The 17,766-nt window shown below is 40.7% G+C and carries 19 protein-coding genes and 1 riboswitch; of the genes, 15 read left to right on the top strand and 4 right to left on the bottom strand.

The annotated features are described in order from the left end of the window. Positions 1-147: 147 nt before the first annotated feature. From PZE06_RS10390 to mgtE, 4 genes are all read right to left on the bottom strand, one after another. Positions 148-582: a Dps family protein gene (locus PZE06_RS10390; protein ID WP_150915634.1), complete on the bottom strand. Its 435-nt coding sequence runs from the start codon at positions 580-582 to the stop codon at positions 148-150. A gap of 116 nt (positions 583-698) precedes the next feature. Continuing rightward, positions 699-1,289 carry a YqaA family protein gene (locus PZE06_RS10385; RefSeq protein WP_150915635.1) on the bottom strand — a complete coding sequence of 197 codons (591 nt, stop codon included), beginning with the start codon at positions 1,287-1,289 and terminating at the stop codon, positions 699-701. Between the two features lie 90 nt (positions 1,290-1,379). After that, positions 1,380-2,546, bottom strand: coding sequence for an FtsW/RodA/SpoVE family cell cycle protein (locus PZE06_RS10380; protein WP_150915636.1), 1,167 nt, complete (start codon positions 2,544-2,546; stop codon positions 1,380-1,382). 277 nt (positions 2,547-2,823) lie between these two features. Continuing rightward, the gene (mgtE, locus tag PZE06_RS10375; protein ID WP_150915637.1) at positions 2,824-4,182 is read right to left on the bottom strand and encodes a magnesium transporter; all 1,359 of its coding nucleotides are present in this window, start codon (positions 4,180-4,182) and stop codon (positions 2,824-2,826) included. A gap of 552 nt (positions 4,183-4,734) precedes the next feature. Here mgtE and PZE06_RS10370 point away from each other — a divergent pair. The 15 genes from PZE06_RS10370 to PZE06_RS10300 all read left to right on the top strand — a co-directional run bounded on the left by PZE06_RS10370 (position 4,735) and on the right by PZE06_RS10300 (position 17,755). After that, positions 4,735-5,511 carry a hypothetical protein gene (locus tag PZE06_RS10370; protein ID WP_150915638.1) on the top strand — a complete coding sequence of 259 codons (777 nt, stop codon included), beginning with the start codon at positions 4,735-4,737 and terminating at the stop codon, positions 5,509-5,511. 14 nt (positions 5,512-5,525) lie between these two features. Next, complete coding sequence (gene sfsA, locus PZE06_RS10365) at positions 5,526-6,257, top strand: DNA/RNA nuclease SfsA (protein ID WP_150915639.1); 732 nt, start codon at positions 5,526-5,528, stop codon at positions 6,255-6,257. 133 nt (positions 6,258-6,390) lie between these two features. After that, positions 6,391-6,601, top strand: a riboswitch (cobalamin riboswitch). 133 nt (positions 6,602-6,734) lie between these two features. Further along, on the top strand, positions 6,735-7,712 hold the full coding sequence (locus tag PZE06_RS10360; protein WP_150915640.1) for an ABC transporter substrate-binding protein: 978 nt from the start codon (positions 6,735-6,737) through the stop codon (positions 7,710-7,712). 25 nt (positions 7,713-7,737) lie between these two features. Beyond that, complete coding sequence (locus tag PZE06_RS10355; RefSeq protein WP_150915641.1) at positions 7,738-8,790, top strand: FecCD family ABC transporter permease; 1,053 nt, start codon at positions 7,738-7,740, stop codon at positions 8,788-8,790. Beyond that, positions 8,783-10,252, top strand: a complete 1,470-nt coding sequence (locus PZE06_RS10350; RefSeq protein ID WP_150915642.1) for an adenosylcobinamide amidohydrolase — start codon at positions 8,783-8,785, stop codon at positions 10,250-10,252. The genes PZE06_RS10355 and PZE06_RS10350 overlap by 8 nt, the downstream gene beginning before the upstream one ends. Then, positions 10,249-11,229 (top strand): adenosylcobinamide-phosphate synthase CbiB, encoded by a 981-nt coding sequence (cbiB, locus tag PZE06_RS10345; protein WP_150915643.1) that lies wholly within the window; start codon positions 10,249-10,251, stop codon positions 11,227-11,229. Before PZE06_RS10350 ends, cbiB begins: the two co-directional genes overlap by 4 nt. Next, on the top strand, positions 11,186-12,247 hold the full coding sequence (gene cobD, locus PZE06_RS10340; RefSeq protein WP_150915644.1) for a threonine-phosphate decarboxylase CobD: 1,062 nt from the start codon (positions 11,186-11,188) through the stop codon (positions 12,245-12,247). Before cbiB ends, cobD begins: the two co-directional genes overlap by 44 nt. Next, positions 12,244-12,789: a bifunctional adenosylcobinamide kinase/adenosylcobinamide-phosphate guanylyltransferase gene (locus PZE06_RS10335; protein ID WP_225310673.1), complete on the top strand. Its 546-nt coding sequence runs from the start codon at positions 12,244-12,246 to the stop codon at positions 12,787-12,789. Before cobD ends, PZE06_RS10335 begins: the two co-directional genes overlap by 4 nt. Beyond that, positions 12,786-14,288, top strand: coding sequence for a cobyric acid synthase (locus PZE06_RS10330; RefSeq protein ID WP_150915646.1), 1,503 nt, complete (start codon positions 12,786-12,788; stop codon positions 14,286-14,288). Before PZE06_RS10335 ends, PZE06_RS10330 begins: the two co-directional genes overlap by 4 nt. Further along, positions 14,285-15,076: an adenosylcobinamide-GDP ribazoletransferase gene (gene cobS / locus PZE06_RS10325; RefSeq protein WP_150915647.1), complete on the top strand. Its 792-nt coding sequence runs from the start codon at positions 14,285-14,287 to the stop codon at positions 15,074-15,076. The genes PZE06_RS10330 and cobS overlap by 4 nt, the downstream gene beginning before the upstream one ends. Continuing rightward, entirely contained in the window at positions 15,046-15,660 is a 615-nt protein-coding gene (locus tag PZE06_RS10320) for a histidine phosphatase family protein (protein ID WP_225310672.1), read from the top strand. Before cobS ends, PZE06_RS10320 begins: the two co-directional genes overlap by 31 nt. Then, a complete protein-coding gene (locus PZE06_RS10315) occupies positions 15,612-16,022 on the top strand; it encodes a bifunctional adenosylcobinamide kinase/adenosylcobinamide-phosphate guanylyltransferase (RefSeq protein ID WP_150915649.1) in 411 nt (136 codons plus the stop codon). The genes PZE06_RS10320 and PZE06_RS10315 overlap by 49 nt, the downstream gene beginning before the upstream one ends. Continuing rightward, positions 16,019-16,612 (top strand): cob(I)yrinic acid a,c-diamide adenosyltransferase, encoded by a 594-nt coding sequence (locus PZE06_RS10310; protein ID WP_095311739.1) that lies wholly within the window; start codon positions 16,019-16,021, stop codon positions 16,610-16,612. The genes PZE06_RS10315 and PZE06_RS10310 overlap by 4 nt, the downstream gene beginning before the upstream one ends. Then, positions 16,593-17,081 carry an ECF transporter S component gene (locus tag PZE06_RS10305; RefSeq protein WP_095311741.1) on the top strand — a complete coding sequence of 163 codons (489 nt, stop codon included), beginning with the start codon at positions 16,593-16,595 and terminating at the stop codon, positions 17,079-17,081. Before PZE06_RS10310 ends, PZE06_RS10305 begins: the two co-directional genes overlap by 20 nt. After that, a complete protein-coding gene (locus PZE06_RS10300) occupies positions 17,078-17,755 on the top strand; it encodes an AIR synthase related protein (RefSeq protein WP_150915650.1) in 678 nt (225 codons plus the stop codon). The genes PZE06_RS10305 and PZE06_RS10300 overlap by 4 nt, the downstream gene beginning before the upstream one ends. Positions 17,756-17,766: the final 11 nt, after the last annotated feature.

Raw genomic sequence — 17,766 nt, 5'->3', positions numbered from 1 at the left:
CACAGGCCTTTCAGTACTAGGAAAGGCTTGTGAAGCCTTGATTTTGCAAGAAGTGTGTCCAAAATCGTTGTATCTACAATAAGGTGTAACAGAGGAAAAAATAAAAGAGTCGGTGATTTAACTCACTGACTCTTTTTCTGGATTGCGTTATTCTCCTAAGTAAGCGTTAAGCATCCAAATATGTGTGTCGATTTTTTCGATTAGTCCAACAGCTAAGTCGTTTGTATTGACGTCATTTTGCGCTTCAGCTAAAGATGCTAGTTCGACTAATTGTTCTTTAATCGCTTTGTAATCAGAAACTAGGGCAGCAACCATTTCACTTGCCTTTTCTTCATCTCCTGTTTCTGGTAATGTTCCAGTTTCTAAGTATTCTTTCATCGTAGCAACAGGTTGTCCGCCGATAGCAAGTAAGCGCTCAGCAATTTCATCAACAGTTAAGGCAGCTTCGTTGTATAGCTCTTCAAATTTTTCATGTAGTGTAAAGAATAGGGGCCCTTTTACATACCAGTGGTAGCGATGAAGCTTTGTGTATAAGATGCTCCAGTTAGAAATTTGTACATTTAAAGCGGTTTGTAAATTCATTTTAACATTCCTCCTATTTCTTTTATAAACTAATTATAACAAATATTAAATTAAAATCAATACTTATTTATAATAATTTTTTAATTATAATAATTATAAATAAAACCCTTAAGTGTCTACTTAAGGGTTTTTGCATTGTTACGTTTTTTGAGGTAAAGAAAAATGAAATACACGGCTATAATCGCAAGCGCTCCTACGATCGTGATCATGGCAAAATTTTCATCGATGAAGGTTTTTGCTTGCGCCCCGAGGAACAGGATGAGCAAAGCTTCAGCAAAGAAACGGGCACCTCTTCCGATTATCGACCATATGACGAGTGTGCGGAGACGAATACGAGAGACCCCAGCAAAAATGGTAAAGATCTTATAAGGGACAGGTGTTAATGCTGCCATAAGGATCGCCATCGGGCCATACTTTATAAAATAATGTTCTACCTTTTGAACTTTATCCTCTTTGAATAGATAAGTTAACACGGGTCTCCCGAGTTTTTTACCAATATACCATCCTAATAAGGCCCCTATTACAGATGTTAGGGTGGTAATAAAGGCGTAAAATAGAACGCTGTCTGGATTTGCAATCCCCATGGGAATGAGCAAGACGTCGGGTGGAATGGGGAAAAAAGAAGAATCTGCAAATGAAACGAGTGCGAGCCCCCATAACCCATATTCCATAAGCCATTCTTCAATTGTATGAATCAATTCTGACATGATTAAACTCCTTTAGTGTGTTGTATGTTGTGATTAATTGTTAATTAAATAGCGGCTAAAATTTTCGCTTCTATTCCGTCCTAATGAAGTTCATTTTGTTGAGCCAAACATATATGATTTATGGTGATACCTTATACTGTAAATGAGTCCCATCGCAAACATATTCGCCATAAGGGAGCTACCTCCAGAGCTTATGAATGGAAGTGGGATTCCAGTAATTGGTAAGACTTGAATGGTCATTCCAATATTTTGAAAAACATGGAAGGCAATCATACTGATAATCCCGACACAAATATAGGTATTAAAGGGATCGTTCGTATCAAGTGCCGTCTTAGTCAGGTGATAAATGAGAATAAAAAACAGTCCGATCACGATGCTTGCCCCTGCAAAACCGTATTCTTCCCCAATAACGCTAAAGATGAAATCGGTATGGCTTTCGGGAATGTAGACAACTCTTTCTCCGAAGCCCTTCCCGGTAATTAAACCGGAGCCAATTGCTTGCAGTGATTTATACAGATGGTAGCCAGCCCCGCCTTGGTAGCTTTCCGGATCAAGCCAAGAGTAGATCCGATTATATTGATAGGTATCAATATGTTTTTCCAATAGTTCTGGATAATGGATGACGATATAAAAAATTGCTGCCACCAGAGCGGCCCCTGCTGAAAAAACAGGTAAGAGAATTTTCCATGTCATTCCAGAAATAAGAATCATTCCTACGAAAATCGCAATAATTACTAATGCAGTTCCTAAATCTTGTTCTGCAATAAGGACGAGTGGCGGTAATGTCGCCAACCCAAGTTTAACGAGCAAAATAAAATCGGTTCTAGTCGTTTTAAGTGGGTTTTTTTCATGGTGATCAGCAATCAACTTACTTAATGTCAGAATTAAAAAGACTTTCATGAATTCCGAAGGCTGGATTGATCCGAATCCAGGTATAACAAACCAACTCTTTGCCCCGTTTCTAATCGGTGTAAAGTCTGATGGAGGTAACAGGTATAGTACAACTAATAGTAAAATTCCAAATCCGTATAAATACCAGCTTAGCTTTCGATATTGATAGCTATCAAAAAACATCACGATTGCGATGATGATGGCCCCGATAGCATAATATATAATTTGCCGCAAAAAATAATTTTCATTATATTGTTCCGTTGTTTGAGCGCTATAAATGGCTGCGCAGCTAGTAAGAAAGAACAATAGCAAAATAAAGCTTAATGTCCAGTCAAACTTTTCAGCAACCTTATTCTTTTTATCCATTGTTCCAACACCTAGTCTCTCTTAATCTCCCTATACTTCTATATCTATTCTTTAATATTAACAGAGATAACCTCGAAATAGCCACACGTAATAAGACGTATTTACAGGGTGAATGGTTTCTAATTTTTCAATAAAAATCACGAAGAGCGAGATCTTCGTGATTTTTATCGGCATTTTCCATCTAACGTCTATGATGCAGAGTATCTATATACGTACTACAAAAGGGTTAAAGTAGCGTTTCTACGTTTAATATTTTCAGCACGACCGCAATACGGATTTATAATAAATAATTGAGAAACATGGTAGCAATGCCAAAATAAGTGATCAAGGAAAAAATGTCATTTAAGGTTGTAATAAGTGGACCTGATGCGATTGCAGGGTCAACCTTTAAACGATAAAGAATTAACGGAATAATCGTACCTGCTAATGTTCCAATAATAAGGGTAAGCAACAGTGAACTGCCGACGACGAGACCGAGAATAAAGTTTCCTTGCCAAATGAGGGCGATAACTGAAATGAGAATTCCGCATGTAATTCCGATAATGACTCCAACACTTAATTCCCTTAAAATAAGCTTTGTAATGACTCTTTTATCAATATCATTTGATACAAGCCCCCTGACGACAACGGCTAATGACTGCGTTCCTGTATTTCCGGTCATGCCTGAAATCATCGGCATAAAAAAGGCGAGGGCTACAACCTTTTCAAGAGTTTCCTCATAGGAGCTTATAATGCTTCCTGAAATGAGGCCGATAAATAAAAGAAGGATAAGCCATGGCAGACGTCGATAAGCAGCAACAAACGATTTTGTTTCAAAATCAATGGATTTACCGGAAGCAGAAAGCTTTTCGATATCTTCATTGGCTTCGCGGATGACGACATCAATAATATCATCAACTGTAATAATCCCGATTAAGACATGATCCTTGTCAACGACGGGAATGGCAAGAAAATCGTAGCGTTCAATCAGGCGAGCCACCTCTTCCTGGTCGGTGTCCTCTAATGCATATATAACGCGCTCATACATGATATCGCGGATTTTTTCCTGCATTTCAGCAATTAATAAGTCGCGATATGACACAACTCCGACCAGCTTTCGGTTTTGGTCGATGACATATAAATAGTTAATCGTCTCAGCGAGTTCGGCAAAAGACTTCAGTTTATCTACCGCTTCCCTGACAGTATAATAATCGCGAATCCAAACAAAGCGATTGGTCATTAATCGGCCGGCAGTTTCCGGCGGATAATTCATAATATCCTGAACAATTTGCGATTCTTCTTTTTTCATTCCTGATAGCAGTGATGCGATTTTTTCAGGAGAGAGATCTTCAAGAAGGGAGGCAAGGTCGTCATTATCCATCATGTCGAGTACCTTACCAGATTTCTCAATCCCAAGGCGGTTGAGGACGTCGAGTTGTTCTTCACTGTTTAATTCTTGGATTAAATCTGCAAGTACATTAATATTTAGGAAAAATAAAAAGCGTGTTCGATGTTTTTCCGGCAAATCCTCATAAATTTGAGCAATATCATATGGTTGAAGTTCATCGATGATTGCTTCGAATTCTTTGCGTTTATTCTCTTTTAATGCCTTGATTACATATAGGGTGATTTGATCTTCTGTCATATTCTGAATCATGAGATCACGCTCCTTTACCGGAAAATGCTGAGTGAAGATAGTACTTACTTGGATCCATTTTTTGATAGGAATTTTGTTTGTGATATAGGTTATCAATACAAAGTGTGCTATCAACTCTCGTGATTATTATAGAAAAAGATAAGAAGAATTGATACGGTAAAATTATTTTTTTATTGTCAAGGTATTGAACGTGAAAAATTTACATAGTTGGTAATACTTTTGCGTCTTTCGTGGTTCAACAAAATGGGTTTTTCTCCTGAGTTCGTGCATCCTGCCAAGTTGAGTTCAATTAAACGACAAGAACGTTTAAAGCGGCTGTCTTATTAGTTGTACCACTAAATAAACGCTTAAAACCTTCGTTCAAATAATTTTCTAATGATTAAGTTGAAAAGGGAATATTTTCACTAAATGAGAATTACGTGGATAAAATAAGATTTTATCCGAAAAGTTTGTTAAAATCTAGTTATATAATTCTAAACCATATAAACAGGACTTCATTGTCTGTTTCGTGAATCATCATCAGTCTTATCAAAAGGTTCGGAGGTTATTCTTTTGAAAAAACATAATGGCAATCAACGGGAACTTGTATATGTTCATTTGAATGAAACAAAGCATTACGTCCTATCGTATGGGATAGAATTTGGAGAATTTGCCCGCTCGCTTAAAGACCTCATGAACAACGTCCTCCTTTTAAAGCATCATTTTGATGATGGAGAGTTCAATTTGCATACGCTATTTGAATATGTTCCTCATGAGCAAGTGGAAAAGCTAATAAAGGATGATGTCTATGGGTATGGGGACTTCTGCTGGGTTGATTTTGAGGAAGAAGATGCACTGAACGAATTGTCAGGTCAGGAATTGGCGGAGCTTCTGTACCTTGGTCATATGAAAGATGCTTTGCGAACCCCCTTTTATCAGCAATTGCGCAATCGCTTTGTTTATTTAGCCCACGATGATGGTTGGTGGAATAAAGTCTATTATCGCAATATGAAAGATTTCTACCATATGCTTGGAGAAGTATTAGCAGCGAAAATGACTGATAGCAAGCTTGCCAAGAGTATCCTTGGCATTAAAAAGAAACGGCCATTTCCTCCGATTCATATGGAGCTAATCCTAAATATGAAGATCATGATGAAAGAGGGAATTCTTATCTCTATTCATGACAATGTTCAAACAAGAACGGCGATAGAGATTCCTATCTGGGTGCTCGGTGATTTTGATAACATGGATGATATGTACGAAGAGTACGAAAAAATGGCAAAAGGAAAGCCGGATGCAAAGCTTGTTTTTGATAAAAAAACACGTGAATGGAAAATGTATGCAAGCTAGGAGGCGCTGAGGAAATGCAAAAGAAAAAAGAAAGCTTATGGCTGCCATTCCCCAGAGCGCTGACAAAGGCAACATTTATTGAAAGACCGAATCGCTTTATTCTCCACTGCCAATTGCCTGAAACAGACGAACTAGCCGTGGCTCACTTGGCTGACCCTGGAAGATTGAAGGAACTTTTACTACCAGGGAAAACAGTATGGCTTATGGATCATGAAAATCCTGCGAGAAAAACGAAGTGGACAGCGATGCTATGTGAAAATGAAACACATACAAGCCTTGTTTCCCTTCATACGGCTCTCCCGAACAAGCTTGTTGAGAATGGTCTTAAATCGGGGGGGTTAAATGAGTTTGCCGGCTGGTTTTATAAAAGAGCGGAATATAAGCTGAGTGATTCTCGCTGGGATTTCCTGTTAGAAAGTAAAGAAGGAAAAGAACTTCTTTTAGAGGTTAAGAGTGTAACGTTAGCAGAAGGAGAGAAAGGAATGTTTCCGGATGCCGTCACTGCAAGAGGAACGAAGCATGTGCGTGAGCTTACACAGCTCTCGAAACATTATGAAACGGCTATCCTTTTCATCGTTCAGCGCAACGATCTTTCCTATATGACCGCTGCGAAGCATATTGATCCAAAATTTGCTGAAGCTCTGAACGAAGCTAAATCTGCTGGAGTGAAGCTTTACGCACGCTGCTGTCACATCACTGTTAATGGGATTGAATTAGGGAATGCTATTCCGGTTGTATTGGAATAGTTCGCAATTTGTTAACTTTTCTTGAAGCAAAATAGTGTATAATTTAAGCAACGGAAAATTTCATACTTTTTGAGTGTATTTTCATTTAAACAAGATTGAAAATAACTCGTTTACAGTAATAGGTGTCTTTAAGGGAAATAAAGCTTGTTTAGGTGTCAGTTTTGACTCCAGATGTGAAAAATGGCAATTTTCTCTTAGACTTAAAAGGGAAGTTGGTGAAAATCCAACGCGGTCCCGCCACTGTTAATGGGAGCATGCTGCAAATACCACTGTACATCGGTATGGGAAGGAGCAGTTTTGCTATGACCATGAGCCAGGAGACCTGCCTATTTCAACTGCACCATAAACCTACGAGGATAGGGAGGTGTTTGGAAGCCATTTATTGTCAATGCTGCAAATCCAACATCTCCATTTCTTTATAGTGGAGATGTTTTTTTATGCTCACCAACAGACTACTTAATTTTGGAGGAAAAACAGATGAAGAAATGGTACTCAATTTTATTATTACTCATGTTATCAATAGGAATCTTAGCAGGTTGCGGAGAGTCTGAAACACCAGTAGAGGAAAACAATGCAGTCGAGGAAACAGAGGGAAGCGCGGAAAATGTCAATGAAGAAGCGTTTCCTGTAACGATCACAGATGCGATTGGTGAGGAGGTCGTAATTGAGTCTAAGCCAGAGAAAATTGTATCGTTAATTCCAAGCAATACGGAAATTGCCTTTGCTCTTGGTCTTGGAAACGAAATTGTCGGGGTTTCTGAGCACGATAACTTTCCTGAGGAAGTATATGAAAAGGAAATAATCGGCGGTATGGAAATGAATGTTGAGAAGATTATTTCCCTTGAACCGAATTTAGTCTTGGCCCACGCATCAAATGCTCATAATTCGACGGAGGGCTTACAGCAATTGCGTGATGCAGGCATTAAAGTTCTTGTTGTAAATGATGCTGCCACGATTAATGAAATATATGAGTCGATTGAAATGATTGGAACTGCTACAGGTGAACAGGAGAAAGCAGAAGAAATTGTCAATGACATGAAAACAAAGATTGCAGAAATAGAGGAAAAAGCTGCTGAAATCACTGAGACAAAATCAGTTATTGTTGAGGTCAACCCTGCTCCAGACATTTTTGTTGTTGGGAAAAATACTTTTATGGATGAGATGCTCACCCTTATTCATGCAGAAAACGGTGCTGGAGATTTAGAAGGCTGGGTAAATTTGGACGAGGAAGCTGTCATTGAGCGCAATCCGGACGTCATGATTACAACTTATGGATATTATACAGAAAATGCTGTCGATTTATTGCTTTCAAGAGAGGGCTGGCAGGATGTAGCTGCGGTGAAAAATAAGCAGGTGTATGATGTGCATTCAGATCTTGTAACTCGTTCTGGTCCAAGGCTTGCAGAGGGGCTTGAGGAGCTGGCAAAAGCGATCTATCCAGAAGTATTTGAGTAATCCTACTTAGTTTGGAGAGAAAACCATGAAAAGAAGGGGTCAACGAGCTTTTGCATATATAATCGCGATCGCTTTCTTGCTTATTGCGATATTATTAGGTATTTCCATCGGGACGGTTTCTGTTCCGATTGGAAATATCATACAGATCATCGGTGCTGAAATTTTCCGTTTTATTTCTATTGATCATATTGATCCGATGCAAACGAATATCGTATTAAGTATTCGTTTACCAAGAGTTATTTTGGCAGGACTAGTGGGGGCGGCTCTCGCAATTGCAGGAGCGGCCTTTCAAGGTCTTTTGCGGAATCCACTGGCAGATCCCTATACATTAGGAGTCTCTTCGGGGGCTTCAGTAGGTGCTGTTCTCACTTTGTTTTTTCAGTTTTCGCTCCCGTTTGTAGGAGCTTTTACTTTACCTTTACTCAGTATCCTTTTTGCGTTTTTAACGATATTTGTAGTGTTGGGATTTGCTCGGAAAATTGATAGAGCGATGAAAGTTGAAACGATTATTTTAACTGGAATTATATTCAGTTCTTTCCTAGGGGCATTTATTTCCTTATTAATCGCTTTGACAGGAGAAGAGCTGCGGCAGATTATTGGTTGGCTTCTTGGAAGTGTGTCGATGAGAGGCTGGAGTTATATACAAATTATTCTCCCGTTTTTTATTTTAGGCTCCATTATCCTCATTGCCAATAGCAAAGAACTTAATGCGATGTCTTTTGGAGAAGAGCGCGCCCAGCATTTAGGTGTGAATGTACAGAGAAGGAAGATGATTATTTTAATTGCTGGCTCCATTTTGACTGGTGCAGCGGTAGCTGTTTCGGGAACGATTGGTTTTGTTGGTCTTGTGATTCCTCATTTAACAAGAACGTTATGGGGGCCAGACCATACCCATTTACTCCCGTTATCCATTTTAACAGGGAGCGGATTTCTTATACTGGCTGATTTAGTCTCACGAACGATCATTTCTCCAATTGAACTCCCGATCGGAGTGATAACCGCGTTAATTGGCGCTCCAGCTTTCGGAATTATTTTAATGAAAAGACGAAGTGCGGAAAGAAGTGGATCAGATGCTTAAGGTAGAACAGCTTTCAGGTGGATACGCAAGAGAATTGATAGTGAAGAATGTCTCATTTCGAGTTGGAGAAGGGGAGCTATTTGGAGTGCTTGGACCAAATGGCAGCGGTAAGACGACTTTGCTGAAAATGATTTCGGGCATATTGCCTTTCCAGCAAGGAAGGATCACGATAAAGGGTCAGTCCATTAAAAGCTACACGATGAAGGAACTAGCAAAGATGATTGCGGTTTTGTCCCAGCATTCTTCACAAGCTTTTTCCTATACGGTGAAAGAGACGGTCTCCCTCGGTCGCTATGCCCACCAAGATGGGTGGTTTCGCTCTTGGAGTGATGAGGATGAACGAATCGTCCAAGAAGCAATGGGGCAAACGGGAATAGCCTCATTTCAGCATAAAAGCATTCAAGACCTTTCCGGGGGTGAGAGACAACGGGTTTTTTTGGCACAAGCTCTCGTTCAGGAGCCAGAAATTCTTCTGTTAGATGAACCGACGAATCATCTTGATCTTTCCTACCAAAAGGAATTGCTGGATTTATTAAAGAAATGGACAAGAGAAAAGGGATTGACCGTAGTTTCGATTTTCCATGACCTGAATCTAGCAAGCCTTTATTGTGATCGCCTTTTGCTCCTTGAAAATGGCGGTGTGCATTCAAATGATATTCCGAATGAAGTAGTGAAGGTGGAAAAAATAAAAGAGGTCTATCATACCGATGTTGAAAAGCATCCCCATCCCAGCATTCCTGTACCGCAAATGGTATTGTTGCCAAAGTATGGAGCGAATGAAGCAAATGTTGTTATTGAACCAAGTTATATGCAAATCAATAAGGAGTATATTTCTCTTCAATCGCCAATCCCGTTGCGCACCATGTCGTCGGGAGTGGTAGGTTCAGGGTTGGGCTGGCACCATACCTTTGTTAATCGTCATGTGGATAAAAGCTATGATTGCGCCGATCATCGTCAAGAAATGGGGCAATTTTTAAGGGAACGGGGCTTTGAACCGTCGGAGACAATCGGGATGATGACGGCGGTTCATGTTGAGGATGTTGCCTATAAATTGTTAAAGGTAGATGATTTCTCTGTACTTGTGATTGTGACGGCAGGAGTTGGCAATGCAGTCGATGCTTCGAAAAGTGTTGAGCACTCTTTTGAACTCATCCCTGGAACAATTAATACATGGATATTTATTAATGGGAAGCTGACGGAGGAGGCTTTTATCCAAAGCGTCATGACGGCTACAGAAGCAAAGGTAAAGGCAATGGAGAATCAAAAGGTAGTGGATATGGTTACGGGTACGATCGCCACTGGAACGTCAACGGATAGTATTCTTATTGCAGCAACGCAAACAGGGAAAGAGCTAGAGTTTGCTGGAACGATTACTCCACTTGGAAAGCTTATTAGTCAAGGTGTTTTTCAATGTACAACAGAAGCCGTTGAAAACAGTCGCAAAAGGAAGCAACAGCTATGATCAATCATTTGATTGCGTTAACGATTGCCGTTGTCATAGACGCCATTGTTGGAGATCCGCCAAAATGGCCCCACCCTGTGAAGTGGATGGGCGCTTTTATCTCCTTCCTAGAAAAGCGTTTGAATAAAAAGGATTCACCGCGGGTAAAAGGAGCCGTAATGGTGCTGTTGATCGTGCTCACTGTATTATTGGCAACAGCTAGTGTTGTGTGGCTGAGTTATCAAATACATGTGGTTGCAGGGATTTTAGTGGAAAGTCTATTCATTGCGACAACAATTGCTCGAAAAAGCCTGCAGGAAGCTGCTCTTGAAGTATACAAACCACTGCAAAAAGGTGATTTGCAAGAAGCGCGTGTAAAGTTGTCCTATATTGTGGGCAGGGACACGGAGAGGCTTGATGAAAGCGAATTAGTCAGAGGAACGGTAGAGACCGTAGCTGAAAATACAAGTGATGGGGTGACTGCTCCCTTGTTTTGGGCTTTTATTGGCGGTGCCCCATTAGCGATGGTGTATCGTGCGATTAACACATGTGATTCCATGGTCGGCTACAAAAATGAACGCTTTCTCCAATTTGGCTGGGCCTCTGCAAAGCTTGATGATCTCGTTAATTGGCTGCCTAGTCGTCTTTCTGGTTATATGATGTTAATCGCTCACAAACCATTATTGCTAAAAAGAACGGATGCTTGGCGGATATTTCTGCGGGATGCAAGAAAACATCCCAGTCCGAACAGCGGGTGGCTTGAGGCAGCGGTGGCAGTTCTTTTGGGAGTTCAGCTAGGTGGCGTGAATTATTATAAGGGGCTGGTATCCAACCGGGCTCGCATGGGTGAAGCTTACACGCCGTTGAAAAAAGCCCATATTCTATTAACAAATCGCATTTTAACAAGTACGACTATACTATTTATCCTTCTACTTTGGATTGGAGGAATTGCAATTGAATTGGCCAGCACATGGAGCAAATCCGCGTTATATTTATAAAGCTATGAATCTGCCCATTCCGGAAGAAATCATTGATTTGAGCGCGAATATTAATCCGTTAGGACCACCGCAAATTTTAAAAGAAATTTGGTCTGATTTGTTTTCGGACATTGCTGAGTACCCTGATCCAGAAGCAGCCTCTTTGAGGGAGATGATTGCCTCTAAGGAAAAGCTAGAGGAAGAAATGGTTATGGTCGCAAACGGTGGAGCAGAGCTTATTGCATTGCTAGGGAGATTATTTGCGCGTAAAAAGATCCTCATTATCCAGCCAACCTTTTCAGAATATGAACAGGCCTGTCGGGCGAATCATTGTGAAATTATCTATCACTTTTTAGACGAAAACTGGCAGTTTTCTTTGAACGAGTTGCCATTAAATGAAGTTGAGGCTGTCTTTTTATGTAATCCTAATAATCCTACAGGTGTTTGTTTTTCGTTTGAGCAAATGCTGTCATTAGCCAAACGGTGTAAAGAACATGAAGCTTATTTAGTAATAGATGAAGCATTCTATGATTTTTACAAAGGATACCGCTCTCTTGTTCCGTTTTTGCAGCACTATGCCAATGTTATTCTTCTTCGTTCAATGACGAAAATGTTTGCAATTCCTAGTTTGCGACTGGGGTACATACTGGCTGATAAGCATATAATCGCTAGTCTAAAAAACTATAAATCTCATTGGAGTGTTAATGGCATTGCCATTCGTGCGGGGGAGGCATGTCTCAAAGAAGAAGTGTTTATTGAGCAGACACGCGATTACGTTGAGAATGAAAGAAAGAGACTTTTTGCTTTTTTTCAAAAGGAAGGATATGAGTTCTCTCCATCGCAAACGAACTTTTACCTTTTGAGATGGCCCTATATCGAATCACAGCTGCCGCTGTTTGCGTATTTATTGCAGGAGGGGATCGTTCTTCGGCATACGATGAATTTTCCGGGAATAGAGGGTCATTGGCTTCGGGCTGCCATTAAGAGCAAAGCCGAAAATAACCAATTACTTGCGGCGTTAAAGGGATGGAGAAAATGATATTTATTACAGGTGGAGTCAGAAGTGGAAAAAGTTCTTTTGCAGAGCAACTTGCAAAGGAAAAGGCACGGAAGCTAGGTGGTACTCTTCATTATCTTGCGACTGGTGTAGCAAGTGATCAGGAAATGGCAAAGAGAATTGCAAGGCATCAGCAGGAAAGAGAAGAGAGTGAATGGCCGTGGAGAACATGGGAACAGTCAACAGGGATTGAAGTGGTAGCTGAATTTTTCACTAGTAAAGATATTGTTCTTCTTGATTGTGTAACGACGCTGTTAAACAATGAATTGTTTTCTCAACAAGAATGGAATCCGCAAGTATTAACGAGATTACTGCAAGGGATAGAAAAGATCCAAGACCACTGTGCTGAGCTGATTTTAGTGAGCAATGAAGTATTGTGGGAAGGGATTAACCATGGGAATAAGCTTGTTTTGGAATATAGTAGAATGATCGGGAATTTGCATCAAACGCTTGTTGCCCGGTCCGAAAAGGCTTATTTAGTGGAAGCTGGAATTCCTATTGTAATGAAGGAGGAAATGGTATGAAAGGTGTGATGATTCAAGGTACAGCTTCGGATGTAGGAAAGAGTCTTGTTGTGACGGCTCTTTGCCGGCTCTTTGCCCTCGAAGGAGTAAAGGTTGCTCCTTTTAAGTCTCAAAATATGTCCAATAACTCATATGTGACAGTGGATGGTAAAGAAATTGGACGGGCCCAAGGCATTCAAGCCGAGGCGGCGAAAACGGAAGCGACTGTATGGATGAATCCCATTTTGCTGAAGCCAAGATCGGATATGCAGTCAGAGGTTGTCTTGCTAGGAAAAGCGGTACAAACTTTATCGGGCAAAGGGTACCGTGCTCATTTTTACGAAGAAGGAATAAAGGTTATTAAAAAGGCTCTCGGGCACTTAGGGGAAAGCTTTGATGTATTGGTCATTGAAGGAGCGGGAAGTCCGGCTGAAATCAATTTAAAGGATCGGGAAATTGTCAATATGAAAGTGGCGGAGCTTGCCGACGTCCCAGTCATCCTTGTTGCGGATATTGATCGAGGTGGAGTATTTGCGAATGTGGTTGGAACATTGGAATTGCTTGCCCCAGACGAGCGAAAGCGAGTAAGAGGAATTTTTATTAATAAATTCCGTGGAGATATGAGCCTTTTTGAGGATGGAGTGAAGTGGCTAGAGGACAGAACAGGGGTGCCGGTTTTAGGGGTATTGCCCTATGTTCACAATCACATGATTGACGGGGAGGATTCTCTGTCGATTCAAACGAATCGAAATGGGAATGGCGATATTGATATCGCTGTTATTCATCTACCTTACATCTCTAATTACAGTGATATTGAGCCGTTTTATGATGAAGAGGATGTGAGTGTGCGCTTTATTAAGAATCTGTCCCAATTTGGTCGGCCTGATGCGGTTATCATTCCAGGAACGAAAAGCACAATCAATGATTTAACGTATTTGCTGGAGTCAGGACTAGCTGGGCGCTTGACCGAATATGTAGAAAATGGTGGTCGGATCGTTGGCTTATGTGGCGGATATCAGATGCTGGGTCAAGAAATTGTTGATGTGGCAGGTTCTGACACAGGTGTTGTTGGCAATCGTTTAAAGGGACTTCAGATGATTCCGAGTACCACGGTATTTACAGCAGACAAAAAAACAGTGCGCTTTAAAGGGCGATATGCCCCATCAATAAAAGTCAAAGGCAGTCGGCCGATTGAAGGCTATGAAATTCATCTTGGCGTAACGGAACCGATCGAGAAAGGGAGCCCCTTTTTAATTTTAGAGGATGGAAAAGAAGAGGGCTACTATAGTGAAGATGGAAAAACAATTGGAACGTATGTCCATCATCTTTTTCACAATGATGAGTTTAGAAACTTTTGGTTAAATGAAATTCGGCGAAGCAAGCAGCTTCCAACAAAAAATATATTATACCGCCAGGACTTAAAGGAATTGAAATACGATGAATTAGCTCTCAAGCTAAAGGACTATATGGATTGGGACAAAATTAAAAGAATCGTAAGCAGTTGGGGGACAGAAGGGTGAAATTTGTAAAAGGCTTCCTATTGAATTTGCAATTTTTCACTGCGATACCGATTCGCACCGCCCTCCCTCTCGATCATCAACATTTAAAGAGTAGTATTAAAACATTTCCGCTTGTCGGTTTACTGCAAGGGATTTTTTATAGTGCATTACTGTATTTTTTAACCAATTATTCACCACTTTCGCTTTTAGCAACTGCATTTTTACTCTGGCTTGCGATTATCGTGATGACTGGTGGCATCCATCTCGATGGGTGGATGGATGCTAGTGATGCGTTCTTCTCCTATCAAGATCAGGCTAAGCGATTAGAGATTATGAAGGACCCAAGAACAGGTGCTTTTGGCGTTTTATCGGTTCTTGTTTTATTAAGCGGTCGATTTTTATTTATTTATGAGATTCTAGCTTCAATGACGTATGCCAGTTATTTTTTGATCATGCTTATCCCGTTTCTTGGGAAAAGTGTAATGGGCATTGTGTTGGTGACGATTCCTTCAGCTAAAAAGGATGGTTTGGCTGCTCTTTTTCAGGAAGCGGGAAATAAACGTTCGTTAGTTGGATATCCAGTTTATTTTGTCATAATTGCCGCTATCCTTATTAGCGGCTGGAGTGGGATCATACTTCCATTCATTATACTCGTTGGCGTTGCCATTCTCTGTTATGGTTTGATTCGTGTCAAAGTGGTGAAATGGTTCGGAGGCATTACAGGGGATGTACTTGGAGCTTCAGTGGAAGGGACTGAAATCATGTTATGGATGGTACTGTGGTTATTACATTATTTCGCCATGGTTTAACAGAGGGAAATAGAAGGAAGCAATATATGGGCTGGAATGATTCACCTTTAAGCATGGAGGCGATTACACAGCTTTCTTCCTATCAACTAGATGAGCAAGCCTATGATTTGTATGTATGCAGCGACTTAAATCGCTGTTTACACACAATAAAGCTGTTATTTCCTAAAGTGGAGCCGAAAACCGTTATGGAATTTAGAGAAATGCACTTTGGCGATTTTCAAGGAAAGACCTATGAACAATTAAAGGATGACATAAGCTATCAAAAGTGGCTTGAGAACTCAGTTATTCATGCTCCACCAAATGGAGAATCTTTCGAGCAATTTGCCAATCGAGTTGACGCAGGCTGGGAACGAATCTGCCGATATGTGCATGAGGAAGATGGAGCGCGTCCCTTTATCGTTACCCATGGTGGAGTTATTAAATATTTATTAAGTCGATTTGCCCCCATACAGAAACCGTTTTGGGATTGGCGCATTGTTCATGGCACTGGTTATGAGCTGTTATTTGATGTGGAGCAGTTAAGGAGGGGGAACCGATGCATTTCGTTACGGGAGGTGCCTTTAATGGAAAAGCAAAATGGGTAAAAGCTCGATTCCCGCAAGCAAAATGGATATCAGCTTATAAGGGAGAACCGTTTATTCAAAATGTTCATGTTGCTCATGTTGTTTTAGAGGGGTTGGAGCAGTGGGTGAAGGCAAGCTCGAATTCTCGTGAAGAATGGCTGAGTCAATTTGCAATATGGCATAGGTGGGAGCAAGAAGATGCATCCCGTAAGGTAATTTTTATTGGAACAGATATTTCAAAAGGAATTGTTCCAATGGAAAAAGCGGATCGAGATTGGCGTGATCGTACAGGCTGGATCTATCAAGATTTAACTGGTCTTTGTGAGCGGGTCGATGTGATTTGGTATGGCATAAACCAAACGATTAAGGAGGATTCAAAATGAGATTGTACACTAAAACGGGTGACAAAGGACAAACAAGCATTATTGGCGGAAGAGTTGACAAAGATGATATTCGTGTTGAAGCGTATGGAACAGTAGATGAGGTGAATTGCTTTGTCGGTCAGGCTGTAACCGAATTGGATGCAACCTTGTTTAAGGATGTTCTTTTGGATCTTGAAAAGATTCAGCATGAGTTGTTTGATTGTGGCGGCGACTTAGCAAATATTACGAAAAAACGCGAACCAAAACTAACGGAAGAAGCAATTGCTTATTTAGAAGAAAAAATTGATGAACTTATTGCTGAAGCACCTGAATTAGAGCGCTTTATCCTGCCAGGTGGAGCTAAGGCATCTGCGACCATTCATATTGCCAGAACGGTTACAAGAAGAGCTGAGCGATTAGTGGTTAGTTTAATAAAAGCGGATGATACTGCGCCTACAGTCTGTCTCCAATATTTAAATCGGCTCTCCGATTACTTCTTTGCCTTAGCACGTGTCATTAATTTCCGTTTGAATGTCAAGGACGTTGAATATATAAGAAGTGCGAATGTGTTTAGAGGAGGGAAGCGCAAAGATGAACGGAAGGAAAATTAGTCTCCTTGCTGTTTTTATTGGCCTTTCTGTTGTTGGTGCGAGTATAAAAATTCCAGCGATCATTGGAAGTGTAGCGTTAGATGCATTTCCGGCTTTACTTGCAGCTGTCTTTTTTGGCGGTGCTCCAGGAGCAATTGTGGCTGCCTTTGGTCATTTTGTTTCTGCACTTTTAGGCGGAATGCCTATGGGTCCCCTGCACTTCATTGTAGCAGTAGAAATGGGAGTTCTGGCATTTAGTTTTGCGTATTTGTGGAAAAGAAAGTGGCTGGCAAGCGTTTTCTTTGTTTTCGGAAACGCGGTTCTTGCCCCACTTCCGTTTATTTATTTCTATGGCTTGGCCTTCTATAGTGCCCTGTTACCTTCTTTATTGATTGGTTCGTTAGTGAATACTGTTGTTGCTCTTCTTTTAATTCCAAGATTACATTCTTTTTTTAAGGGTGTGTATGATAAAGGGGCGGTAAAGGGATGAGAAATGCCCTTGTCATTCCCATCGGTGAACAAGATTCCCTCGTAATCACAACAGATAATAGTGGTGGAATTGGCATGAAGGGACATGATCTTGTAAAGGTAGCCTACGACATAGTTGGCTATTTTTCTTTTCGAGTAGCAGTAATGGAGTGTTTAGCGGCGGGAGCGAAACCTTTTGCTGTGGCCATTCACAATTTTTGCGGTGAAGACGAGTGGGAGGAATTAGTTGCGGGGGTGGAAAAAGGTTTGTCAGAGTTAGGGATAAGGGACATACAAATTACAGGGAGCACGGAAAGCAATTTTCCACTTATGCAGTCAGCCGTTGGACTGAATGTTATTGGCATGGCAACAGAAATAAATAGATTACCAGAGTCGTCTGAAGTTGCTCTTATTGGTTTGCCGTTAGTAGGAAATGAAGTAATGGAATTTGCCGATCAAGTGGCACCACTATCTCTTTTTTATCAGCTTAGTTTAAGAGAGGACGTGACGGTATGGCCAATTGGTTCGAAAGGGATAGCCTATGAACTGGAGAAGCTAAATTTCGTCAAAACATCTGATGGGATTGACTTTTTTAAATCAGGAGGTCCGGCGACTAGCTTTTTATTAATGTATCCGAAAGAAAAAGAGAGTGAGCTTGTTAGTATTGCAGGGCAGTATTTTCATTTTTTAAAGTAAGGAGGGAGACA

The organism is Robertmurraya sp. DFI.2.37 (assembly GCF_029211245.1).
Taxonomy (GTDB): Bacteria; Bacillota; Bacilli; order Bacillales; family Cytobacillaceae; genus Robertmurraya; species Robertmurraya methanolica_A.
Note: the sequence above shows the minus strand (reverse complement) of the source record. Positions and strands in the feature narration are given on the sequence as shown.